This window comes from Psychrobacter phenylpyruvicus DSM 7000 = NBRC 102152, assembly GCF_000685805.1.
GTDB lineage: Bacteria > Pseudomonadota > Gammaproteobacteria > Pseudomonadales > Moraxellaceae > Psychrobacter > Psychrobacter phenylpyruvicus.
In genome coordinates, this window is sequence record NZ_JMKP01000009.1 from 67422 (window position 1) to 86682 (window position 19261).

The following is a 19261-nucleotide window of genomic DNA, read 5'->3' on the forward strand; positions in this document are numbered from 1 at the left end:
AAGCTTATAAACACTGAGATGGCCCAAGAGTAGTAAAATTTTGATATTAGGCCTGACTCATGAACCTAGTTAATACAACTAAGTTAATCTATCTCTGTGAATGTTTAATGAACAATCGTGGCGATATTATAGCGAATCCACTATAAAATCGAAACAATGTCAATCTCGTATAATGAACTAAGTATACAATTTTTATGCATACGCTATGTATACGAATTATATTAAGCTAGTAAACTTGTATTTTACCAGTCCTCAGCCTCGATATCATCTATTACCTAGAATAGTTATTTTTTAAAAAACAAAATAAGCAATAAAAGCCATCTATATTAATGTAGATGGCTTTTTTTATCCCTATTATATCGAGCACTGTCTGCATTTTACCGAACACCCTGATAGGTGCAGGGTCAGTTATGGGGATGAAAACTATTTTTTCAAATAATAAACTGCAAAAAAAAGGACGGGGTTAAAATAGGGTCAGCAAAACGCTGATAATTTGCTACCCTAGGGCAATAATAATCAATTAGATAAAGAGCGATGATTTATTCCTACAGTATTACCCAAGACTTACAGTGGCAAAATGAGGCTAATTGGCAGGTACCTGACACCCCATTTATGTCTTTTGCTTATTGGCAAGCGCTTATTGACAGTGAAGCGATTGGTCAGGCTTCTGGTTGGATACCTTTATATCTACAGATCTATAAGCAGTCTGCACAATCCGAGGTAGATGGTGAGCACTCTTTAATCTTAGTCGCAGTCATGCCGTTATTTATCAAAGGTCATCACCAAGGTGAGTATGTGTTTGATCATGCTTGGGCTGAAGCCTATGCTCGCTATGGTGAGGACTATTATCCTAGGCTAGTGACCAGTGTGCCTTATACTCCAGTTATGGGCCAGCGTTTGTGGTTGGTAGAAGGCGCAACTATAAATCCTGCTATTTGGCAGACTGCCATTGCAGCTGTGGACGATGTGGCGCAGCAAGTGGGCGCGTCAAGTTGGCATGGGTTGTTTATTGCAACGGAGCAGCTCACAGCCGCGAAGCAATTACCTAACCCCTTATCTGATCATCGATTGCTTGAGCGTCAAGGTTGTCAATTTTTATGGCAAAATCAAAAGCTGACCGATATAGATCAACAAGGCAACCCCAAAGCGTTTGTTGGCTTCGATGATTTTTTAAGTACTCTCACAGCCAAAAAGCGAAAAAATATCCGAGCTGAGCGCAAAAAGATAGCCAAGCAAAACTTAAGCTGCCGTATAAAGACCGGTCAGGATATCACGGCTGAAGATTGGCAGGTATTTTACCAATGCTACGCCATGACTTATGCAGTGCGGGGTCGTCGCCCTTATTTAGCCCCAGAGTTTTTTGAGCAAATTGCCCAGAGTATGTCTGAGCATATTATGTTGGCTCAAGCTGTTGATGAGCGCGAACAGGTGGTGGCAAGTAGCTTGTTCTTTTATGATGATCCAGCCCAAGCCAATGCGACATTATATGGGCGTTACTGGGGGGCTCTTGATGACTATGATAGTTTGCATTTTGAGCTGTGTTATTATCAAGGCATCGAATTTGCTATCGATAAGGGGCTGCATTATTTTGACCCAGGCACTCAAGGCGAGCACAAACTAATTCGCGGCTTTATACCGCAAAAGACTCACTCGTTACACCGAGTTTATGATCCTCGTTTTGAGCCAGCAATTGCTAACTTCTGTCAGCAAGACCGGGATTATATGCAGCAATATCGTCAGCAGGCCCATGACGCCTTACCGTTTAATATTGAAAATATGCCTCGCTTTCAGGGCTAGGCCTAAGAATCAGAATCAGTTAAAGGATACAGCATGTCTATATCAGCAGAGGCGCTATCTTGGCTGACCTCAGATGGCTCACTAACTGCTTTATTGGAAGCTAAAGCAGGACAGCCGTTAAAAGTAGAGCCTACCTTTGAGGGATATCGGGCTTTAACTTTGGCACAAAAAAAACAAATAGGCTATCAAGGCGCCCAGTTAAATAGACCGGTCATGGCGTGGGTGCGAGAGTCTTTATTGTATGGAAATAGCAAAGAACCTTGGGTGGCAGCGCAAAGCATTTTTCCTTTGACTAGTTTAAAGGGGGAAGCTAAGCGGCTACAGTACTTGCAGGGCACACCCATTGGCTATGTGTTATTTAAGCGTCAAACTACCTTGCCTCATCAGCGAACCATTGACTGGACAGAGCAGGGCTGGCGGCGCAATACCCTTTATAATTGGTACAACAGAGAGTTATTAATTAGTGAAACTTTTTTGCCAGCTTTTAGTGAATAAATAACTCTTAACTCTGATTTTTGGTATTAAGCATTATTGAAGTTGCTTGTTATTAAAATTGCTTAAAGTTACTGGTCCAATAAGGTGAAAATCCATAGAAAAAAAGCTTGCACTGAAGTAAATATATAGTATAAATTATGTTAAGTAATACGACAGTAACCCTACCCATTACCTTCGCTATTAAGTGCTACTTTGGACCTCCTATGACCATATTTAACAATAATAACCTATCAAAATCGAGCAAAAATATAGCCTCAAAGGCGTTAACTTCTATAGCATTTGTGAGTCTGTTGACAGGCTTGCCGCTAAGTGCCAATGCTGGATTTTTGGACAGTATCCGCAGTGTCCAGAGCACTATTGGCTCTATTGGGCAAACAGCCAATACTATTCGGGGTAGCAAACAAGCGGTAGAGGACTTGACTGAAGAGGTTGGACTTAAAGGTCAATCATCTGAGCAGTCTAATGTCATGGGAGGTAAGCTGGCTGCTGGCGCCGTACTACAAGGCAAACTTAATAGTACTACCCTCTATTCTCAGCCTAATAAATCATCAGCATCAGTCGCTACTTTAACTAGACAAGACATTATGATTTATATGGGTTCTGAAAAGAATGATTTTTATTATGTACAAAGTGATAAAGGCGAAGGATGGGTATCTAAGCCGCTAGTCGCCTTCCAATATTAGTCTTTCTTTTAACAGAAATTAACCCGTCTAAATTATGTTATAAAATCATTAAAAAGAGTCAGCTTAGCATGACTCTTTTTTGTCATATAGAGGGTCGTTTTCATGGTACACTTAGGCATTACAGCGAGGCCTGTGTATTCAAATACGGCTCAAACCTCTACTGTTATCTCTGTAACCCTTTAATACCTTATTAACTCTAACTGGAATAAATAGGACCATAATATGTTTAAAGACATATCCATTAAAGACTATGACCCTGATTTATATCAAGCCATGGTGTCAGAAACCAAGCGTCAAGAGAGTCATATCGAGCTAATCGCTTCTGAGAACTATTGCTCGCCAGCGGTAATGGAAGCGCAAGGTTCTGACCTAACTAATAAATACGCTGAAGGTTATCCTGGCAAACGTTACTACGGCGGTTGTGAGTACGTTGATATCGTTGAGCAGTTAGCGATTGATCGTGCCAAAGAACTATTTGGCGCTGAATACGCAAACGTACAGCCACACGCAGGTAGTCAGGCAAACTCAGCAGTATTCTTAGCTCTACTTGAAGCTGGCGATACTGTACTAGGCATGAGCTTAGACGCTGGTGGTCACTTGACTCACGGTGCACACGTAAACTTCTCAGGCATCAACTACAATGCGGTTCAGTACGGTCTAGTAGAAGAAACTGGTCTAATCGACTATGACGAAGTTGAGCGTTTGGCTAAAGAGCACAAACCAAAAATGATCATTGCTGGTTTCTCAGCTTACTCACAAGTAGTAGATTGGCAGCGTTTCCGTGACATCGCAGATAGCGTTGGCGCATATTTCTTTGTAGATATGGCACACGTTGCAGGTCTAGTAGCTGCTGGTGTTTACCCAAGCCCTGTACCTTATGCAGATGTGGTAACCACTACGACTCACAAAACCTTACGCGGTCCACGTTCTGGTCTAATCCTATCTCGTGATGACAAGCTGGCTAAGAAACTAAACTCAGCGGTATTCCCAGGTAACCAAGGTGGCCCATTGATGCATGCTATCGCTGCCAAAGCGGTATGTTTCAAAGAAGCGCTACAAGATGACTTCAAAACTTACCAGAAGCAAGTAGTGAAAAACGCTCAAGCAATGGCCAAAGTTATCCAAGAGCGTGGCTATGAAATCATCTCTGGCGGTACTGAAAACCACCTAATGCTAATCAGCCTTGTTAAGCAGGAAATGACGGGTAAAGAAGCAGATAAATGGTTAGGCGATGCCGGTATCACAGTGAACAAAAACGCGGTACCAAATGACCCTAAATCTCCATTCGTAACTTCTGGTATCCGTATCGGTACTCCAGCGATTACTACTCGTGGTTTCAACGAAGCACAAGCTTCTGATTTAGCGGGCTGGATTTGTGATGTGTTAGACAGCCGTGGTGACGAAAAAGTACTAGCAGACACTCGCGCTAAAGTAGAGAAAATCTGTGCTGAACTTCCTGTTTATGAGCGTAACCAGTAATTAGCTTTATTGACGCTTGTTTTTAGGGGTTGATAAAAAACCGCTTAGCTTTTGGCTAGGCGGTTTTTTTATGCATGTTAGATAATTTTTTATTTTAAGTTTGATAGCAGGAGAACCAAACCTAATCCTGCCAAAATCAAACCAATCACACGATTAATAGCCACTTGTTTACTCAGCATTTTTGTTCTTAAGTAAGATTGAGAGAATACAACTGCTACTAAAGCAAACCAGGTAAAGTGAGCAAGTGACATAAAAGCACCATAACCAACTAAAACTCCTTGCGGAGTTGTCACGCTTACGATTTGAGTATAGGTGCTGATAACAAACAAAGTGGTTTTAGGATTTAAGGCATTGGTGAAAAAACCATTTCTAAAAGCATTCCAGCCGTGAATAATCGTTGTGGTTTGGTTCTCTTTTACGGGTATCTGAATGAACGTTTTATAGCCAAGATAGATAAGATAAAACGCCCCTATATATTTTATTATGTCTAGAAAGTTTGGCGCCACGGTCATAATAAGGTTTATGGCAATTAATGTATAAGCAACATGTATTAAGACACCCAGTGCGATACCTATTGAAGTGAGAACGCCAATCGAGCGGCCATATAAATAACTATTTTTTGTCACAATTGCAAAATCTGCTCCTGGACTAATGACGGCAAGAATAGTAATAGCAATAACGGCATAGAATTCTGTCATGGTTTGCTCAAGTAGATGAATGTAGTGGCATGTTGACACATCCTTCGGTACACTAAAATTGACTTATTTCACTCATCTTCCATGAGATTTTGGCATGATAGAAAGATTGTCTTTAAATTCGCTAAAGTATTTCTATTATGTGGCAACGTATGGTAGCGTGACTATGGCTGCTCAAAAGCTGTTTGTGACCCAAAGCGCAGTCAGTAAACAACTCAAAAATTTAGAAAATGATCTGGGTATAGACCTATTTGATAGAGTTAATAAGACTTTAGTGCTCACGTCTAAGGGAGAGCACTTATTCTCATGTTGTCAGCAAGTATTTCCTCAGTTAGATCGTTGCTTATTGTCTTTGAGTAAATCGCAAACTCTAAGACAGCAATTGGTACTGTCTTGTGAGCCGACAATCGCGATGAAATGGCTGATACCACGTTTAGTAAACTTTAATCAGTTGGAGACAGGGTTTGAAATAGTATTGCTCACCGGTGGAGGCCCTGTTGATTTTCAGAGTAGCGCTGTTGATCTTGCATTAAGGCGTAATGACTTTGATTGGGGTAAAGGGATTTATCAAGAAAAAATAGCCGATGAGCATGTGGTGGCTGTTCGTAACGCCAATCTTAAGCAGCATCGTACCCTATTGTTGTCGTCATCAAGGCCTCAACTATGGAACCAATTAACACACTCGAAGTTACTAAACGATGAATTATTGACCTATAGTCAGCTAGTTCTTGATCACTTTTACTTATGTATTGAAGCTTGTCTAACCGGGCTAGGTACTGCTGTTGTATCAAGTTATATGGTCGAGCAAGAGCTTGCCAATCAATCATTACAGCTAGTTCAGCCTCCGGTAGCAGACAGTTCTTCCTATCATCTATTATCAGCTACTCCTTTTTATGAGGATAGTCGAAAAGTGCAGTTTAAAATGTGGCTGCAACAACAAATGTTAGACAGCGAAGCTACCTTTTCGGCTATATAACTTCAACTTTTAGCAGTTTCTCAAGGAAACCGCTCATGTCGCTTAAAATACATGCCTTATACCACGTCGATTTTGAAAAACTAGGTTATATAGAGCAGTGGGCTGGCAGTGTCATTTTGAAGTCACACCCAAAAGCATGATAGATATGGTGGCAGAGGGACAGGAGTACATAAGAGACTCACTAACTCAACATCCTGATTCAGTGCAGACTGCTAAACAAATACTGGCACTGGGTGAGCAGTATATTGAAGACAATAATGCTTGGATAAGCTTAATGTTAGATAATATGGCCAATCTCGATAGTTAAGTTACAATGAGTGGTTTACGGCCTGCTTAGTCTTTCTTTAAAACAGATAAATCTTCTAAGATGCCCGTAAATCTATCGTATAGCCAAGGTTCAGTATCACTAATCGCCTGATCGTAAATCTTGGGTCCTATCAGCTCCACCATAAAATCTAACAGAAACTTAGCGGGCAGGTTGCCGATATCCATATCCAGTTCATCACTCATGTAAGCCCGCAGTTCATCGAGCAAGACTTCTTCCTGTTCTTTGTCCAGTTGCAATAGCTTTTTAGGTTTCATGATTTACTCAGTTTATATCTAGAATTATTGATTTAATCCATTTCAGGTTCTCTACTTTGCTTTCATTAAACGCCCAATAAGCTATAGTACTATTTTATAAGCCAAAAGTTATAAGCCATAAGTTATAACCCATAAGTTATAACCCATAAGTAGCGTAATGAATAGCAATCGAAACTATTAGAATAAAATTATCAAAGTAAAGGGATCAGAATAAAAGCATTAAAGTAAAGCGATCGGAATCAAAGCGTCAAAATAAAGGCATTGAAAATAAAGGACGAAATATGACTCTACGCATCCACGCCTTATTGCACAATCATATCAATATTCTAGGGTCTATTGAGTATTGGATAAAGCGCAACGGTCATGAGCTAACCCTTACTCAGTTTGCAGAGGACTTGGTGGCGGACAATGCTCTGCCAGGCCAAGATAGCTTTGACTGGTTGATTATTATGGGCGGGCCTATGGGGGTTTACGATGTTGACAAATTTCCTTGGCTAAAGGTAGAAAAGGAGTTTATCACTGAGGCCATCAAAGCGGGTAAGACGGTCATTGGCATGTGTCTGGGTGCCCAGCTACTTGCTGAAGGTTTGGGTGCCAATGTGGGTAAAATCGATATCAAAGAAATAGGTTGGACACAGCTGACACTGACTGAACTAGGTGTCCATCATCCGCTATTGAATGGAGTGCCTCATCAATTTACCACCTTTCATTGGCATGGCGATGGTTTTGATTTACCAGACGGTGCTACGTCTCTAGCTACCTCTGAACATTGGCCAAACCAAGGTTTTATTTATCAAACCGACAACCATAAACAGCTAGGCTCTTGGCTCATAGGTTGGCAATGTCATTTTGAGGTGACGCCTGTTAGCTTACAGACTATGATCAATGAGGGTAAAGGTATCTCTGAACAGGATATGAGGCAGTATCCGAAAACCGTGCAATCTCCAGCTTATATTTTAGAAAACACTGCCCAATTTGCTACTGACAATAATGCCTACTTTGATACGATATTGGATAACCTAGCTTCAAGCTATAAGAAGGTGAAAAATGAAAGTTAGTCAAGATTTTAGCGGTGCCTTGAGTACTTTTGCTTATTTTATAGCAAGTGGTACTCATTATATGCTTCAAGACATTGAATATATTGACTTATTTGGAACTGAGCCCAGTGCTATCGAAATGGTCTTTGCCATATTTGCCAATGTATTAGAAATGGATGAAGAGGGTAAAGTTTTGAACTTTACTTATGCACAAAAAAGAGCAACGGACTATCTTAAATCTTACTGTTCAGAGTATATTGTTGATCCCCCTTTCGAGGAATGGGAAACCACGCTATATGGCCCACCAAAGCGAGATAGGTAAATCTGTTTAACCTATATTAGGGTCATCTAGCAATCCCGAATCTATAAGATAAAAAGATAATATTAATTCAAAATAGTGTTTTTAAAAGTTAAAGGACCCTTATGACTACTCAAGCTCTACCCAAACGAAGCGATGTCCCGGCGCATTTAACCTGGGACATGACCGCGCTATACGCTACGCCAGATGACTTCTACGCAGATTTAGAGCAAGCCGCTCAGCTTGCCAACGAGCTTATTAGCGAGCCGATGCTCAATCTAACCGATGGTGCTAGTATCGTGCGTTTGCTACAGACTTATGAAGCTTACTTAACTATTTTATCCAAAGCTGATACTTATGCTGGCGCGCAAAGTGCGGTAGATATGAGCGATAGCGAGCTACAAGTCAGAGCTAGAGATTTTGAGTCAAAAGTCGCCAAACTAAATAGCCAAACTGCGATAGTTGAGCAGACCCTAAAGCAGGCCGATGAGGCTCTGATTAAGCAAGCGATGACTGAAAACGATAAATACCGTCCGTTTTTATCAGACTTATTGGCGCAAAAGCCCTATACCTTGAGTCTAGAGTTAGAGACGGCACTTATCTCGTTATCACCTGTACTGGATTTGCCGTATCAAAACTATGAACAGTGCAAATTGGCAGATATGACTTTCCCAGACTTTGAGGTCAATGGGCAGACTTATCCTTTGAGTTTTTCGACTTTTGAAAATGAATATGAAACGGCGGTCGATACCGAGTTTCGTCGTCAAGCATTCAAAGCATTTTCAGCACGCTTACGTCAGTCACAGCACACTATTGCCAGCAATTATTTGGCACAAGTAAAAAAAGAGAAAATCATCGCCGATATGCGAGGTTATGACTCAGTATTTGATTATCTTTTACAGGATCAGAAAGTATCGCGCGAGATGTATGATGAGCATATTGACACCATTATGACTCATTTAGCACCACCGATGCGCCGTTATGCCAAGCTATTACAACAGGTTAATGGCATTGAAAAGATGGGCTTTGCTGATTTAAAAGCACCACTCGATGCCAACTTTGTGACCCAAGTGAGTATTGAGCAAGCCAAACAGTATTGTTTAGACGCTTTGTCTTTATTAGGCACAGATTATACCGATATGGTGCAGCGCTCTTTTGAGGAGCGTTGGTATGACTTCGCCCAAAATAAAGGTAAAAGCACTGGCGGATTTTGTGCGTCACCCTATGGCGAACACTCCTATGTGTTGATGTCTTGGACACAGAATCTAGGCGATGTATTTACCTTGATTCATGAGATTGGTCACGCCGGACATTTTTATAACGCCGGGCAATATCAGAACTACTTAAGCTATGAGCCTTCACTATATTTTATTGAAGCGCCTTCAACGTGTAATGAGCTGTTACTCGGTTATCATCTGCTACAGCAAAACACAGAGGATAAAGCCTTTCAGCGTTATGTGGTTTCCTCCTTATTATCCAATACCTACTATCACAATTTCGTTACCCATTATCTTGAAGCCCACTTCCAACGTGAAGTTTATCGTGCGGTAGATGCTGGGAAGAACCTGAGTACCGATGATTTGCATGACATGATGCAAGCGACGTTGCAACAGTTCTGGGGTGAGGCGGTGGAGATTGATGAGGATGCGGCCTTAACTTGGATGCGCCAGCCCCATTATTACTTAGGGCTATACTCTTATACTTATAGCGCTGGCTTGAGCATCGCCACTCAGTTGTTCAAAAAGCTGCGTCAAGGTGAAGAAGTTATCGATGATTGGTTGGCGGTATTGCGGGCAGGTGGCAGCAAAACTCCAGCACAATTAGCTGAAATGGTAGGGGTGGATATCATGGATAAAGCAACCCTGATAGACACGATTGGTTTTATTGACGAGCTGATTAATCAGGCTGTGAGCTTAACTGAGCAGTTGTAATCCTCTGTTTTGGTTGCAGTAAGATTTAATCTAAGAGTTACTAATTTCAAGTCAAAGCACTAGATTATTAGCCCAGTATTGCCAAAGTTATGGCATTAAAAAACCCCCTCGCTATTAAATAGCGAGGGGGTTTTCGGTTATAAGTCTGATATTTTTATTAAAGCAATGGTCTAAATCAATACTAGGATTGGTTAGAGATCACTGACCACTCTTCAACAATCTCAGTACCTGCTTGTACAAATAAGCTATGCAGTGGGCAGTACTGACGAACCTGCTGTTGCATTTCAGCCAATTGAGAGGGCGAGATATCAGCGTCTAAAATGATAGACAGGCGAATCTCCTTAAAAGGGTTGCCGGTTTCTGCCACAAACATAACGCCGCGCATATCAAGGTCAAAGTCTGCATTAATATCAACTCCATTAACGGTGATACCTTGGCGCTTGGCAATTAGGCTAATCATGATAGAGACACACCCTGATAAAGCAGCAACAGCAGCCTCCACAGGCGTTGCACCTTGGTTAGTTCCACCAAACTCGCTAGGTTCATCTAAGATCATGGTCAGATCACGCATATCAAGGTCAACGCGCATCTTGCCTTCGGAATGACTCTTAACATTAAACTGAGTTAATTTTGTGCTCATCTTTATCATCCTTTGATATATCAAGTTGGCTTATGCAATTGATTTGCAAAGTTATTTTATACAAACCTATTATATCAGACAATATTTAACGGCTTGCTACATAAATGGCAGCTTAGTGAAAATCTGCAACACTGTGGCGTTAACAATATCAACGAAGAAAGCACCGACCATAGGCACGATTAAGAATGCTTTTGGCGAGGGCTGATAACGGTCAGTGACTGCTTGCATATTGGCAATAGCAGTCGGGGTGGCACCCATACCAAAGCCACAGTGACCAGCAGCCAGTACTGCAGCATCATAGTCTTTACCCATAATTCTAAAGGTTATGAAATAAGCATAAGCAATCATGACCACGGTTTGTACCGCTAGAATTACTAAGACAGGACCCGCTAAGTCAGCTAATTGCCATAGTTTTAGTGACAGTAGTGCCATTGCTAAGAACAAGCTTAATGAGGCGTTACCAATCACGTCGATGGCACGGTCAAACATATTAAAGTCAAATACGATGGTTAATACGTTACGGATAATGACACCGCCTGCCAATGCCCATACGAAAGTAGGTAGCTCAAACCAAGTGTCGTTACCAACAATGGTCATAATATCAGCAAAGGCTAAGGCTGCTGCAAATAAAGCCAATGACTCAATGGTAGAGGACGCTGTTATCAAGCGGATATTATCTGGTTTTTCAAAGATTTCTTTATTGCGATATGCTTCTTCTTCTTTGTGCTTGGTGCTATATAGTGATTGCTTGCCTGCAAGTCTCTCAACCTCAGTAGGATTAGGGTTGTGAGCAGAAGGCTTTACGCCAAGCTTATTGATTAAGCGGCGTGCAACAGGACCCCCGATAATACCACCAGCAACCAAGCCGTAAGTGGCAACAGCAATCCCTAAGGTTGTTGCACCAACGACACCGTATTGCTCTTCTAAAGTCAGTCCCCAAGCACCTGCAGTGCCATGACCACCAGTAAGAGCGATTGACCCTGTGACTAGTCCTAATAAAGGATCAAGTCCTAAGGTACTGGCAATAGCGACACCTGCGATGTCTTGTACGATAATAAAGCAAGATACAACTAGGGTAAAGACGATTAACGGGGTACCACCTGCTTTTAGGCGTCCAAAGTCGGCACTAAGTCCGATAGAGGCGAAGAACATCAGCATACAGGCAGTCTGTAGCTCTTGTTGGAAGTTAAAGCTGTAGCCCAAAGATAAGTTGATGATATAAATAACGAGGGCTGCCACTAAACCACCAGCGACAGGTTCTGGGATATTAAAGTCTTCTAAAAACTTAACTCTTTTGACCAAGAAGCGGCCAAGTAGTAAAACAAGTGTGGCTAAAATCAAGGTGTAATAGCCATTTAAGGTGATTTCCATAAACTACTCCTTTTACAACGATACGGTTATCTATAAGTCAGCCATCTTTAAAGTGAAGGTATATAGTCGGTGAGCTTATAAATCGTCTTGGCATCTGCCATAGCCTACAGCTGTGATACTTTTACTAGGTTGTTTTGTATCGATTTTTAAAGGTCGTTGACTATAGAAAAGCGAGTACTACACTGGCTTCATTTATAGAGGTTTGACTATAATTTGAAATAAAAAAGCCCATGCTAATAGGTGATTAGCTGAGTTTGAAGTCCCTATTATTGAGTTTTAATAACTGAGTAGCGCTGTCGTTAATTAAAAGTCGTCATTAATTAGAAAATAGTGTATCAGCGCAAAGAAAGCTGAAATTAATAACTTAGATTAAGTTGTTGTTAGCGAGGTGTTGCATACTAATGCTAACTTTTTGATTTTATGTAATAAGTAGATAATCAACAGAGATTGAAAACGCTCTAGAATCATGTTTATCTGGACTCAAAACCGGCTATTCTACAATATAAAGTGACAATTCAGTAGGGGTATTAAGGTAACTATAAGATTTTTAACTAAATAATGGCTTTCTTATGGCTGTGCAATAAAAAAACGCCAGCATAGTGCTGACGTTTAATTATGTTGTAGGACTTTATGTTAGGTGAAATGATTCATACCTTATCTCAAACCTAGCCTTAGTCTGGCCTTAATTTAAAAAGCCTGTGATAAATAACGGTTTAGCCTCGGACTTCTCCATGACCATAGACAATCCATTTCTGAGAGGTCAGTCCATTTAGACCTACTGGACCACGGGCATGAATTTTGTCCGTTGAAATACCGATTTCAGCGCCTAGGCCATATTCAAAACCATCTGCAAAGCGGCTAGAGGCATTGATCATGACGCTTGATGAGTCAACTTCACGGATAAAGCGCTGTGATTTGCTGTAATTGTCAGTGATAATCACATCAGTGTGATGGCTACCGTGGGTGTTGATGTGCGAGATTGCCTCATCAATTCCCTCGACAATTTTAATCGCTAAGATGGGTGCCAAATATTCTGTGTCCCAATCTTCCTCATTGGCATCGCTTAGATGACCTGACAGCTTAGCATTGTCTTGTAAGATGGCTTTTGATTCAGCATCTAAGCGTAATTGCATAGCGTTGTCCGCTTCGATAATGGCTTCGGCAATCTTGGGTAGCAAGGTGTCAGCAATAGCCTTATCTACCAATAAAGTCTCCATCGTATTACAAGTGCCATAGCGATGGGTCTTGGCATTCACGCTGACGGTAACAGCAATTTCAGGGTCTGCATCACGGTCAATGAAAGTATGACAATTGCCATCTAAGTGCTTAATGACCGGCACTCGAGCATCATTACTGATACGCTCAATTAAGCCTTTACCGCCACGAGGCACAATCACATCGACAAATTCAGTCATAGTGATTAGCTCACCGACAGCAGCACGGTCAATAGTTTGTAGCACTTGTACACCATGCTCAGGGAGGCCGGCTTGTTTTAGACCTGCCAAGATACACTTAGCAATGGCTTGGTTTGATTCAAAAGCTTCAGAGCCACCACGCAATATAATGGCGTTTCCTGATTTTAGGGCTAATGAAGCCGCCTCTAAAGTGACGTTTGGACGAGATTCATAAATCATACCCACCACACCTAAAGGCACCCGCATTTTACCTAGCTGTATCCCTGAAGGGCGGTAAGTCATATCGGTCACTTCACCAATAGGGTCGGGCAAAGCAGCCACATCTTTTAAACCTTGCAACATACCTTCAAAGCGCTCATCCGTTAGCTCTAAGCGGTCTAATAGGGCTGCATCTAAGTCATTATCATGACCTTTTTGCATGTCAATTTTATTAGCGGCCAAGATATCAGATTTTGCTTTTTTTAATTGCTCATAGATAGTCAAAAGTGCATTGTTTTTATCGCCAGTATTGGCAGCAGCCAGTAATCTTGAAGCTTGTCTGGCTTGTTGACCCACTTGCTGCATATAATTTTTGACGTCCGTGATGTCTTGTGCCATTTATCATTCTCCTAGCTGGTAAATATTAAAAATAAGATTTATTTACTTATAACATAAAGCAGATATAGCCAATAGTAAAGCCAGATATGAGCTTTATAATTATGAGCTTTATAATAAAGGGGTAGGGGATAACAATTTAAGAAATAGCTTATATTTTTTAGCCAACAATTTTGAAACTAAGAAATTTAAACTTAAGGAGCCTAATACGAGCAAGTAAACATTGATAAGCCTTTGTAAAAGCTAGAGTCGATATATGAAATTACTATTAATGCTAATAAAACAACTATTTAGCTAAATAAACTCATAATTAATTACCCCGGGTTACGACTCAGATTACTTATTCTACATAAATGCTTATAAATCACTACGAAACTTGGCTGAAATAAAAAAAGGAAAGAGTAATATAGGCAATAACAAGCTTTAAACCGAGCTTAGTTTATAAAAGCTAAGATTCGCTTATAAAATTAAGCTAGCCTTTTATAAACAAGAGTTGTTAAAAATTTACTCTAAAAAAACTAAATGCAGGTAATTATATGAAAAATCTAAAAAAATCAATTTTGGCGCCAGTTTTTGCAGTAGGTTTATTAAGTATGGGTGTTACTGCTTGTGACAACGCAGCTAATGCTCCTGAAGTCGAAGAACCGGCAGAATCAAATTCAATTGAGACCCAAGATAATGCTGGTACTATGGCCACTGATAGCAATATGGGTACAGTATCAGAAGAGCATGACATGAATAATATGGAAGATCATGGCATGGGAGAAAACGCTATGAAGGAAGATAATGTACCAAAACCTGAAGGTGATTTGACCCAGCTTGACCCTAATGCTCCTGAGACTAAAAAAGGTGAGGTGGACACCGGCATGCTAGACCAAGATCAAGTTATCGATGGTACAGAAACACAAGAGCATGTTTCTACTAATTAATTGAGTACTAACTAATTGATTATAGGCTTCTAAATAAGCCTAGCCCTTTAATTAAGTAACTTTTAATCAAGTAAATAGCAGCCCTCTTTATTGCATTGTTAAAATAATATGCGATAGAGAGGGTTTTTATTTTAACAATCATTTATTGCTGTCTGAGCACAATTGGTTGAGCATTGTATTTGGTAAAAGCTAAAAAATTAGCAAATTAGTAAAAGTTATCCTGACTATTAACTTAAAAATACGATAAGTCATAATGTTAATAGGTAAAAAATTTGCTTATCAACTGGGTTTTAAGAGACAATACACCCTTAAAATTTATCGCTTAGGGTAGCCTGCTTATTTTTTTGTTATACCCTTTATTCTATTGATTACTACTTATTTCGGACACTAGCCACTGTTATGCCACACTCTACTTCAGATCGACCTATTGCCCTTGATTTGCAAAACATTCATAAAAGCTACGGCTCGCTTGAGGTATTAAAAGGGGTCTCACTCACAGCCTACGATGGCGATGTGATTTCTATTTTGGGCTCATCAGGCTCAGGGAAGTCCACTTTATTGCGCTGTATTAATCTTCTAGAGAAGCCCAATCAAGGCACTATTACCCTCGGCGGTGAGTCATTGGATTTGGTCCCTGGTAAATCAGGTGAGTTGGAAGCTGCTAACAGAAGACAGCTAGAAAGATTCCGTGCTCGTGTTGGCTTTGTTTTTCAAAACTTTAACTTATGGCCGCATAAGACTATTTTACAAAATATCATTGAAGGACCGACTCAGGTTCTAAAAATAGGTAAAGATCAAGCCATAAGAGAAGCTGAACAACTGTTAAAAAAAGTGGGTCTGCTCGATAAAAAAGATGCTTATCCTGACAACCTATCAGGGGGTCAGCGTCAACGTGTGGCAATTGCTCGGGCTTTGGCGATGAACCCACAAGTATTGTTGTTTGATGAGCCGACTTCTGCCCTAGACCCAGAGCTGGTAAATGAAGTATTAGCGGTTATGCGTGATTTAGCCGCAGAAGGCCGCACCATGCTTATCGTTACTCATGAGATGCGCTTTGCTCGCGATGTATCCTCGCAAGTAGTATTCCTGCATCAGGGCCGCATTGAAGAGGCGGGCACCCCAGAACAAATCTTTGATAACCCAACTTCGCCTCGGGTGCGTGAATTTATGGCCTCGCACCATGCCGATGCCAATAAAATTGATTAGTTATTTATTACTGGATGAATGATTAATAAATCTTTTAATAAATGATGGGTTGATAAGAGTGAGTGTCAATGGGTACTCACTCTTTTTTGTGGCACTGTATAAAAATGAAGCAATAAAATGATTTGTTTTTAGTCAAACCCTCATGTATTATTTTTGTATATGTAAATTACACAAACCTTATCGTATGTCCCTCATTATCACTATATCTAGTTGGAGGCTTTAATTGGATTTATAAGACCATTAATTCGGTTGGTAATATCCATAAAATTTTTAGCCCACTTAGTTTTGTATAAGCCACTTTTTGGCTTTGGAGAAAGAAAAAATGTCATTATTTGATATGCAGTTATCGCGCAAAGTTTTACCGGTACTGGTTATGGCTGGTATGGTTGGGCTAGCAGGTTGTTCAAAGTCTGACACTAAGGCAGAAGTAGAAGGTGCGACTTCTGCAGAAGGCAAAGACATTCGCATTGCTACTGAAGGGGCTTACCCTCCATTTAACTACACCAATAATGACGGCACTTTGGGCGGCTTCGATGTCGATGTTATCAATGCCGTTTGTGATGAAATTAAAGCCAACTGTGAGATTGTCTCTCAAGATTGGGACGGTATTATCCCAGGCCTATTGGCCAATAAATACGATGCCATCATCGCCGGTATGTCTATCACGCCAGAGCGTGCAGCAACCGTTGACTTTAGTGCTCCTTACTTCTCAAACACTATGGTTTGGTTGGCCAAAAAAGACGGTACCTTTAGCCCTGATGACATTACCAATAAAGATTTAGGTAGCCAACGCTCAACCACTTTGGGCGAATACCTACTGGCCAACTTTGATAATAAAGACGGCAACAAAGTTAACTTATATGATACTTATGAAAATGCTTATCTTGATCTGAAATCAGGTCGTGTGGACGCTGTTTTGGCTGAAAAAGTATCCGCAGCAGACTGGTTACCAGAGAACCCTGAATATGCAGTAATTGGTGACGAGATTGATAATGATGACAATTTAGGGATTGCGTTCCGCAAAAACGACCCCCTAAAAGCTGAGTTCGATAAAGGTATTGAGGCGATTCGTGCTAATGGTAAGTTGGCAGAAATTGAAGCTGCTAACTTTGGTAAATAAACCTAAGCCGTCGTAGTCTTATTAATGAAATTTTTGTTATCAAATATTAATCAAAACTAGGATCACATCATGACAACTGCAATAAAATCAAAAAGTAAATGGGCTGTATTATCTGTGGCTTTATCGGGCTTAATGCTTGCCGCTTGTAATAACAGCAGTGAAGCTCCTGCGGCTAGCGACTCAACCGAAGCTAGCAATGCTGATAGCACAGAGCAAACCATCAGAATCGCAACTGAATCAAGCTATAAGCCATTAAGCTATACCGATGCTGATGGTAAATTGATTGGTTTTGAAATTGATTTAATCAATGCGCTTTGTGATGAAATGAAAGCTAAGTGTGAGGTCAGCTCTCAAGAGTGGGACGGCTTAATTCCAGGTCTACAGGCTAAGAAGTTTGATGCCATTATTGCCGGTATGTCAATCACGCCTGAGCGTCTACAAAAGGTAGACTTCACTGAGCCGTACTTAAGTAACGGTCTTATCTTAGTGGCGAAAAAGGGCGATGATGTCAGTGTCGCCGATGACTTTAGTGATGTGTCTGTGGGAGCTCAGCGCGCTACCATTGCGGCGCAGTATATCGAAGAGACTCATCCGAAAGCCAAACTTAACTTATATGACACTCAAGAGAACGCTTATCTAGATCTAACTTCAGGTCGTATTCGTGCTTTATTCTCAGATAAAGTTACCGCCGCTTACTGGTTAACGAGCGACGAAGGCCAAGCCTTTGAACAAAAAGGCGAAGAGTTTAATACCGACGACACCATGGGTATCGCGGTGCGTAAAGGTGATGAATTGGCCGCTAAATTCAATACGGCGCTACAAGCTTTAAAAGACAGCGGCAAGTATGATGAAATTTCAGCCCCTTACTTTGGCACCAGCAACACCGCTGCTGCTCAAGCTGCGGCTACTAAGTAGACTGCTCTTAAGTAGGGTTTGTCCCAAAACATTAAGATAACAAAAGAACATTACAGCTTAAAGGCTGATGTTCGTCTTGTTGGCTAAAGTCGTAAGTCTTCTATTTGCTATTTGGTTCTGAGAGGGCAGTTAAGGCGATAAGACTTCAGACCAGATATTTTTAGAATTTATAAGGACATAAGAATGCTTAAAAGCCTAGTAGCACATAGCAACACATCCTCTAGCCGTATCAAAAAAGGGGCTGTCACTCTTATTGCCGCATTGTCTGTTTCTGCCTTAGTAACTGGCTGTAATAATACTGATAGCACCGGTGAGCCTGCTGCTGAAGGGGCTGATGCAGAGCAAAAAGTACTGCGCGTGGCAACTGAGGGAGCCTATGCTCCTTTTAACTATACCGATGCTGAAGGTAATTTGGCTGGTTTTGATGTGGATATCACCAATGCTCTTTGTGACCAGATGCAACGAAAATGTGAGATCACTGCTCAAGACTGGGAAGGCATTATTCCAGGTCTAAAAGCCAAAAAATACGATGCCATTATTGCTGCGATGTCAGTGACTCCTGAGCGTGCTGAGCAAGTAGATTTTACCGACCCTTATTTCACCAACTCTTTGGTATTTATTGCTAATAAAGACAGTAGTTTTGATCCCAGTAATGCCGAGGCTATCAATAGTAGTGAAATTGCAGCACAGCGTTCAACCATTTCATCACAGTGGTTAGAAAGCAGCTATCCAAAAACCAGCATTAAAATGTACGATACATTAAATAATGCCTTTTTGGATTTAGAATCTAATCGTGTTGATGCCATGATTTCTGACAAATTACCGGCTCTAGAGTGGTTAACTAAGAACGGCTCAACCTTTGAGATTAAAGGTTCAGAGATTGAGATTGATGATAACTTTGCTATTGCAGTACGTAAGCAAGATACGTTAAAGCAAGACATCAATAGCGCATTGGCAGCGATAAAAGCCAATGGGACTTATGACCGTATTAAAGACAAGCATTTCCCGATGCCTTAGTATATTTACCATCGCTTTAAAAGGCCTCACTGCAGAGTGAGGCTTTTTTTATAGAAAAAATGTTGAGGGCTAAGGTATTAC

Annotated in this window: 19 protein-coding genes; 14 read left to right on the top strand and 5 right to left on the bottom strand. The window is 40.8% G+C overall.

Annotated features, from left to right (window positions below; translation table 11 throughout):
• The first annotated feature begins 534 nt into the window (after nucleotides 1–534).
• From G561_RS0105460 to glyA, 4 genes are all read left to right on the top strand, one after another.
• Nucleotides 535–1797 (top strand): GNAT family N-acetyltransferase, encoded by a 1263-nt coding sequence (locus G561_RS0105460; RefSeq protein WP_028858648.1) that lies wholly within the window; start codon nucleotides 535–537, stop codon nucleotides 1795–1797.
• 33 nt (nucleotides 1798–1830) lie between these two features.
• Nucleotides 1831–2292 (top strand): chorismate--pyruvate lyase family protein, encoded by a 462-nt coding sequence (locus tag G561_RS0105465; protein ID WP_028858649.1) that lies wholly within the window; start codon nucleotides 1831–1833, stop codon nucleotides 2290–2292.
• Nucleotides 2293–2495: 203 nt separating this feature from the next.
• Nucleotides 2496–2975, top strand: coding sequence for an SH3 domain-containing protein (locus G561_RS0105470; RefSeq protein ID WP_028858650.1), 480 nt, complete (start codon nucleotides 2496–2498; stop codon nucleotides 2973–2975).
• A gap of 222 nt (nucleotides 2976–3197) precedes the next feature.
• Nucleotides 3198–4454: a serine hydroxymethyltransferase gene (gene glyA / locus G561_RS0105475; RefSeq protein WP_028858651.1), complete on the top strand. Its 1257-nt coding sequence runs from the start codon at nucleotides 3198–3200 to the stop codon at nucleotides 4452–4454.
• An 89-nt stretch (nucleotides 4455–4543) separates the two neighbouring features.
• On the opposite strand, the gene G561_RS0105480 is transcribed toward glyA, so the two are convergent.
• Nucleotides 4544–5152, bottom strand: a complete 609-nt coding sequence (locus G561_RS0105480) for a LysE family translocator (protein ID WP_028858652.1) — start codon at nucleotides 5150–5152, stop codon at nucleotides 4544–4546.
• 94 nt (nucleotides 5153–5246) lie between these two features.
• On the opposite strand from G561_RS0105480, the gene G561_RS0105485 reads away from it, so the two are divergent.
• On the top strand, nucleotides 5247–6125 hold the full coding sequence (locus G561_RS0105485; RefSeq protein WP_028858653.1) for a LysR family transcriptional regulator: 879 nt from the start codon (nucleotides 5247–5249) through the stop codon (nucleotides 6123–6125).
• Nucleotides 6126–6261: 136 nt separating this feature from the next.
• The gene (locus G561_RS15325; RefSeq protein ID WP_174519756.1) at nucleotides 6262–6432 is read left to right on the top strand and encodes a hypothetical protein; all 171 of its coding nucleotides are present in this window, start codon (nucleotides 6262–6264) and stop codon (nucleotides 6430–6432) included.
• A gap of 26 nt (nucleotides 6433–6458) precedes the next feature.
• Here G561_RS15325 and G561_RS0105500 read toward each other — a convergent pair whose 3' ends face one another.
• The gene (locus G561_RS0105500) at nucleotides 6459–6707 is read right to left on the bottom strand and encodes a DUF2164 domain-containing protein (RefSeq protein ID WP_028858654.1); all 249 of its coding nucleotides are present in this window, start codon (nucleotides 6705–6707) and stop codon (nucleotides 6459–6461) included.
• 281 nt (nucleotides 6708–6988) lie between these two features.
• On the opposite strand from G561_RS0105500, the gene G561_RS0105505 reads away from it, so the two are divergent.
• The 3 genes from G561_RS0105505 to pepF all read left to right on the top strand — a co-directional run bounded on the left by G561_RS0105505 (nucleotide 6989) and on the right by pepF (nucleotide 9973).
• Complete coding sequence (locus tag G561_RS0105505; protein ID WP_028858655.1) at nucleotides 6989–7765, top strand: type 1 glutamine amidotransferase; 777 nt, start codon at nucleotides 6989–6991, stop codon at nucleotides 7763–7765.
• The gene (locus tag G561_RS0105510; RefSeq protein ID WP_007395774.1) at nucleotides 7755–8066 is read left to right on the top strand and encodes a DUF7677 family protein; all 312 of its coding nucleotides are present in this window, start codon (nucleotides 7755–7757) and stop codon (nucleotides 8064–8066) included. The genes G561_RS0105505 and G561_RS0105510 overlap by 11 nt, the downstream gene beginning before the upstream one ends.
• Before the next feature lie 101 nt (nucleotides 8067–8167).
• Nucleotides 8168–9973, top strand: a complete 1806-nt coding sequence (pepF, locus tag G561_RS0105515) for an oligoendopeptidase F (RefSeq protein WP_028858656.1) — start codon at nucleotides 8168–8170, stop codon at nucleotides 9971–9973.
• 181 nt (nucleotides 9974–10154) lie between these two features.
• Here pepF and G561_RS14035 read toward each other — a convergent pair whose 3' ends face one another.
• The 3 genes from G561_RS14035 to G561_RS0105530 form a co-directional block, all read right to left on the bottom strand.
• Nucleotides 10155–10613, bottom strand: a complete 459-nt coding sequence (locus G561_RS14035) for an OsmC family protein (protein WP_051584388.1) — start codon at nucleotides 10611–10613, stop codon at nucleotides 10155–10157.
• Nucleotides 10614–10709: 96 nt separating this feature from the next.
• Entirely contained in the window at nucleotides 10710–11984 is a 1275-nt protein-coding gene (gene gltS, locus G561_RS0105525) for a sodium/glutamate symporter (RefSeq protein ID WP_028858657.1), read from the bottom strand.
• A gap of 713 nt (nucleotides 11985–12697) precedes the next feature.
• A complete protein-coding gene (locus tag G561_RS0105530; RefSeq protein ID WP_028858658.1) occupies nucleotides 12698–13996 on the bottom strand; it encodes a glutamate-5-semialdehyde dehydrogenase in 1299 nt (432 codons plus the stop codon).
• Between the two features lie 533 nt (nucleotides 13997–14529).
• Here G561_RS0105530 and G561_RS0105535 point away from each other — a divergent pair.
• The 5 genes from G561_RS0105535 (at nucleotide 14530) to G561_RS0105555 (ending at nucleotide 19180) form a co-directional block, all read left to right on the top strand.
• Nucleotides 14530–14922 carry a hypothetical protein gene (locus G561_RS0105535; protein ID WP_028858659.1) on the top strand — a complete coding sequence of 131 codons (393 nt, stop codon included), beginning with the start codon at nucleotides 14530–14532 and terminating at the stop codon, nucleotides 14920–14922.
• Between the two features lie 399 nt (nucleotides 14923–15321).
• Entirely contained in the window at nucleotides 15322–16128 is an 807-nt protein-coding gene (locus G561_RS0105540) for an ABC transporter ATP-binding protein (RefSeq protein ID WP_028858660.1), read from the top strand.
• Nucleotides 16129–16450: 322 nt separating this feature from the next.
• Entirely contained in the window at nucleotides 16451–17248 is a 798-nt protein-coding gene (locus G561_RS0105545; RefSeq protein ID WP_115342940.1) for a transporter substrate-binding domain-containing protein, read from the top strand.
• 69 nt (nucleotides 17249–17317) lie between these two features.
• Nucleotides 17318–18163: an ABC transporter substrate-binding protein gene (locus tag G561_RS0105550; RefSeq protein ID WP_028858662.1), complete on the top strand. Its 846-nt coding sequence runs from the start codon at nucleotides 17318–17320 to the stop codon at nucleotides 18161–18163.
• A 183-nt stretch (nucleotides 18164–18346) separates the two neighbouring features.
• Entirely contained in the window at nucleotides 18347–19180 is an 834-nt protein-coding gene (locus G561_RS0105555; protein WP_028858663.1) for an ABC transporter substrate-binding protein, read from the top strand.
• Nucleotides 19181–19261: the final 81 nt, after the last annotated feature.

What these genes read in the sequence shown, in the direction of transcription:
- G561_RS0105535 (WP_028858659.1), top strand. Translation starts at nt 14,530, where the DNA reads ATGAAAAATCTAAAAAAATCAATTTTGGCGCCAGTTTTTGCAGTAGGT.
- glyA (WP_028858651.1), top strand. Translation starts at nt 3,198, where the DNA reads ATGTTTAAAGACATATCCATTAAAGACTATGACCCTGATTTATATCAA.
- G561_RS0105470 (WP_028858650.1), top strand. Translation starts at nt 2,496, where the DNA reads ATGACCATATTTAACAATAATAACCTATCAAAATCGAGCAAAAATATA.
- G561_RS0105545 (WP_115342940.1), top strand. Translation starts at nt 16,451, where the DNA reads ATGTCATTATTTGATATGCAGTTATCGCGCAAAGTTTTACCGGTACTG.
- G561_RS0105500 (WP_028858654.1), bottom strand. Translation starts at nt 6,707, where the DNA reads ATGAAACCTAAAAAGCTATTGCAACTGGACAAAGAACAGGAAGAAGTC.
- G561_RS0105540 (WP_028858660.1), top strand. Translation starts at nt 15,322, where the DNA reads ATGCCACACTCTACTTCAGATCGACCTATTGCCCTTGATTTGCAAAAC.
- G561_RS14035 (WP_051584388.1), bottom strand. Translation starts at nt 10,613, where the DNA reads ATGAGCACAAAATTAACTCAGTTTAATGTTAAGAGTCATTCCGAAGGC.
- G561_RS0105550 (WP_028858662.1), top strand. Translation starts at nt 17,318, where the DNA reads ATGACAACTGCAATAAAATCAAAAAGTAAATGGGCTGTATTATCTGTG.
- G561_RS0105480 (WP_028858652.1), bottom strand. Translation starts at nt 5,152, where the DNA reads ATGACAGAATTCTATGCCGTTATTGCTATTACTATTCTTGCCGTCATT.
- G561_RS0105510 (WP_007395774.1), top strand. Translation starts at nt 7,755, where the DNA reads ATGAAAGTTAGTCAAGATTTTAGCGGTGCCTTGAGTACTTTTGCTTAT.
- G561_RS0105555 (WP_028858663.1), top strand. Translation starts at nt 18,347, where the DNA reads ATGCTTAAAAGCCTAGTAGCACATAGCAACACATCCTCTAGCCGTATC.
- G561_RS0105460 (WP_028858648.1), top strand. Translation starts at nt 535, where the DNA reads ATGATTTATTCCTACAGTATTACCCAAGACTTACAGTGGCAAAATGAG.
- G561_RS15325 (WP_174519756.1), top strand. Translation starts at nt 6,262, where the DNA reads ATGATAGATATGGTGGCAGAGGGACAGGAGTACATAAGAGACTCACTA.
- pepF (WP_028858656.1), top strand. Translation starts at nt 8,168, where the DNA reads ATGACTACTCAAGCTCTACCCAAACGAAGCGATGTCCCGGCGCATTTA.
- G561_RS0105485 (WP_028858653.1), top strand. Translation starts at nt 5,247, where the DNA reads ATGATAGAAAGATTGTCTTTAAATTCGCTAAAGTATTTCTATTATGTG.
- gltS (WP_028858657.1), bottom strand. Translation starts at nt 11,984, where the DNA reads ATGGAAATCACCTTAAATGGCTATTACACCTTGATTTTAGCCACACTT.
- G561_RS0105505 (WP_028858655.1), top strand. Translation starts at nt 6,989, where the DNA reads ATGACTCTACGCATCCACGCCTTATTGCACAATCATATCAATATTCTA.
- G561_RS0105465 (WP_028858649.1), top strand. Translation starts at nt 1,831, where the DNA reads ATGTCTATATCAGCAGAGGCGCTATCTTGGCTGACCTCAGATGGCTCA.
- G561_RS0105530 (WP_028858658.1), bottom strand. Translation starts at nt 13,996, where the DNA reads ATGGCACAAGACATCACGGACGTCAAAAATTATATGCAGCAAGTGGGT.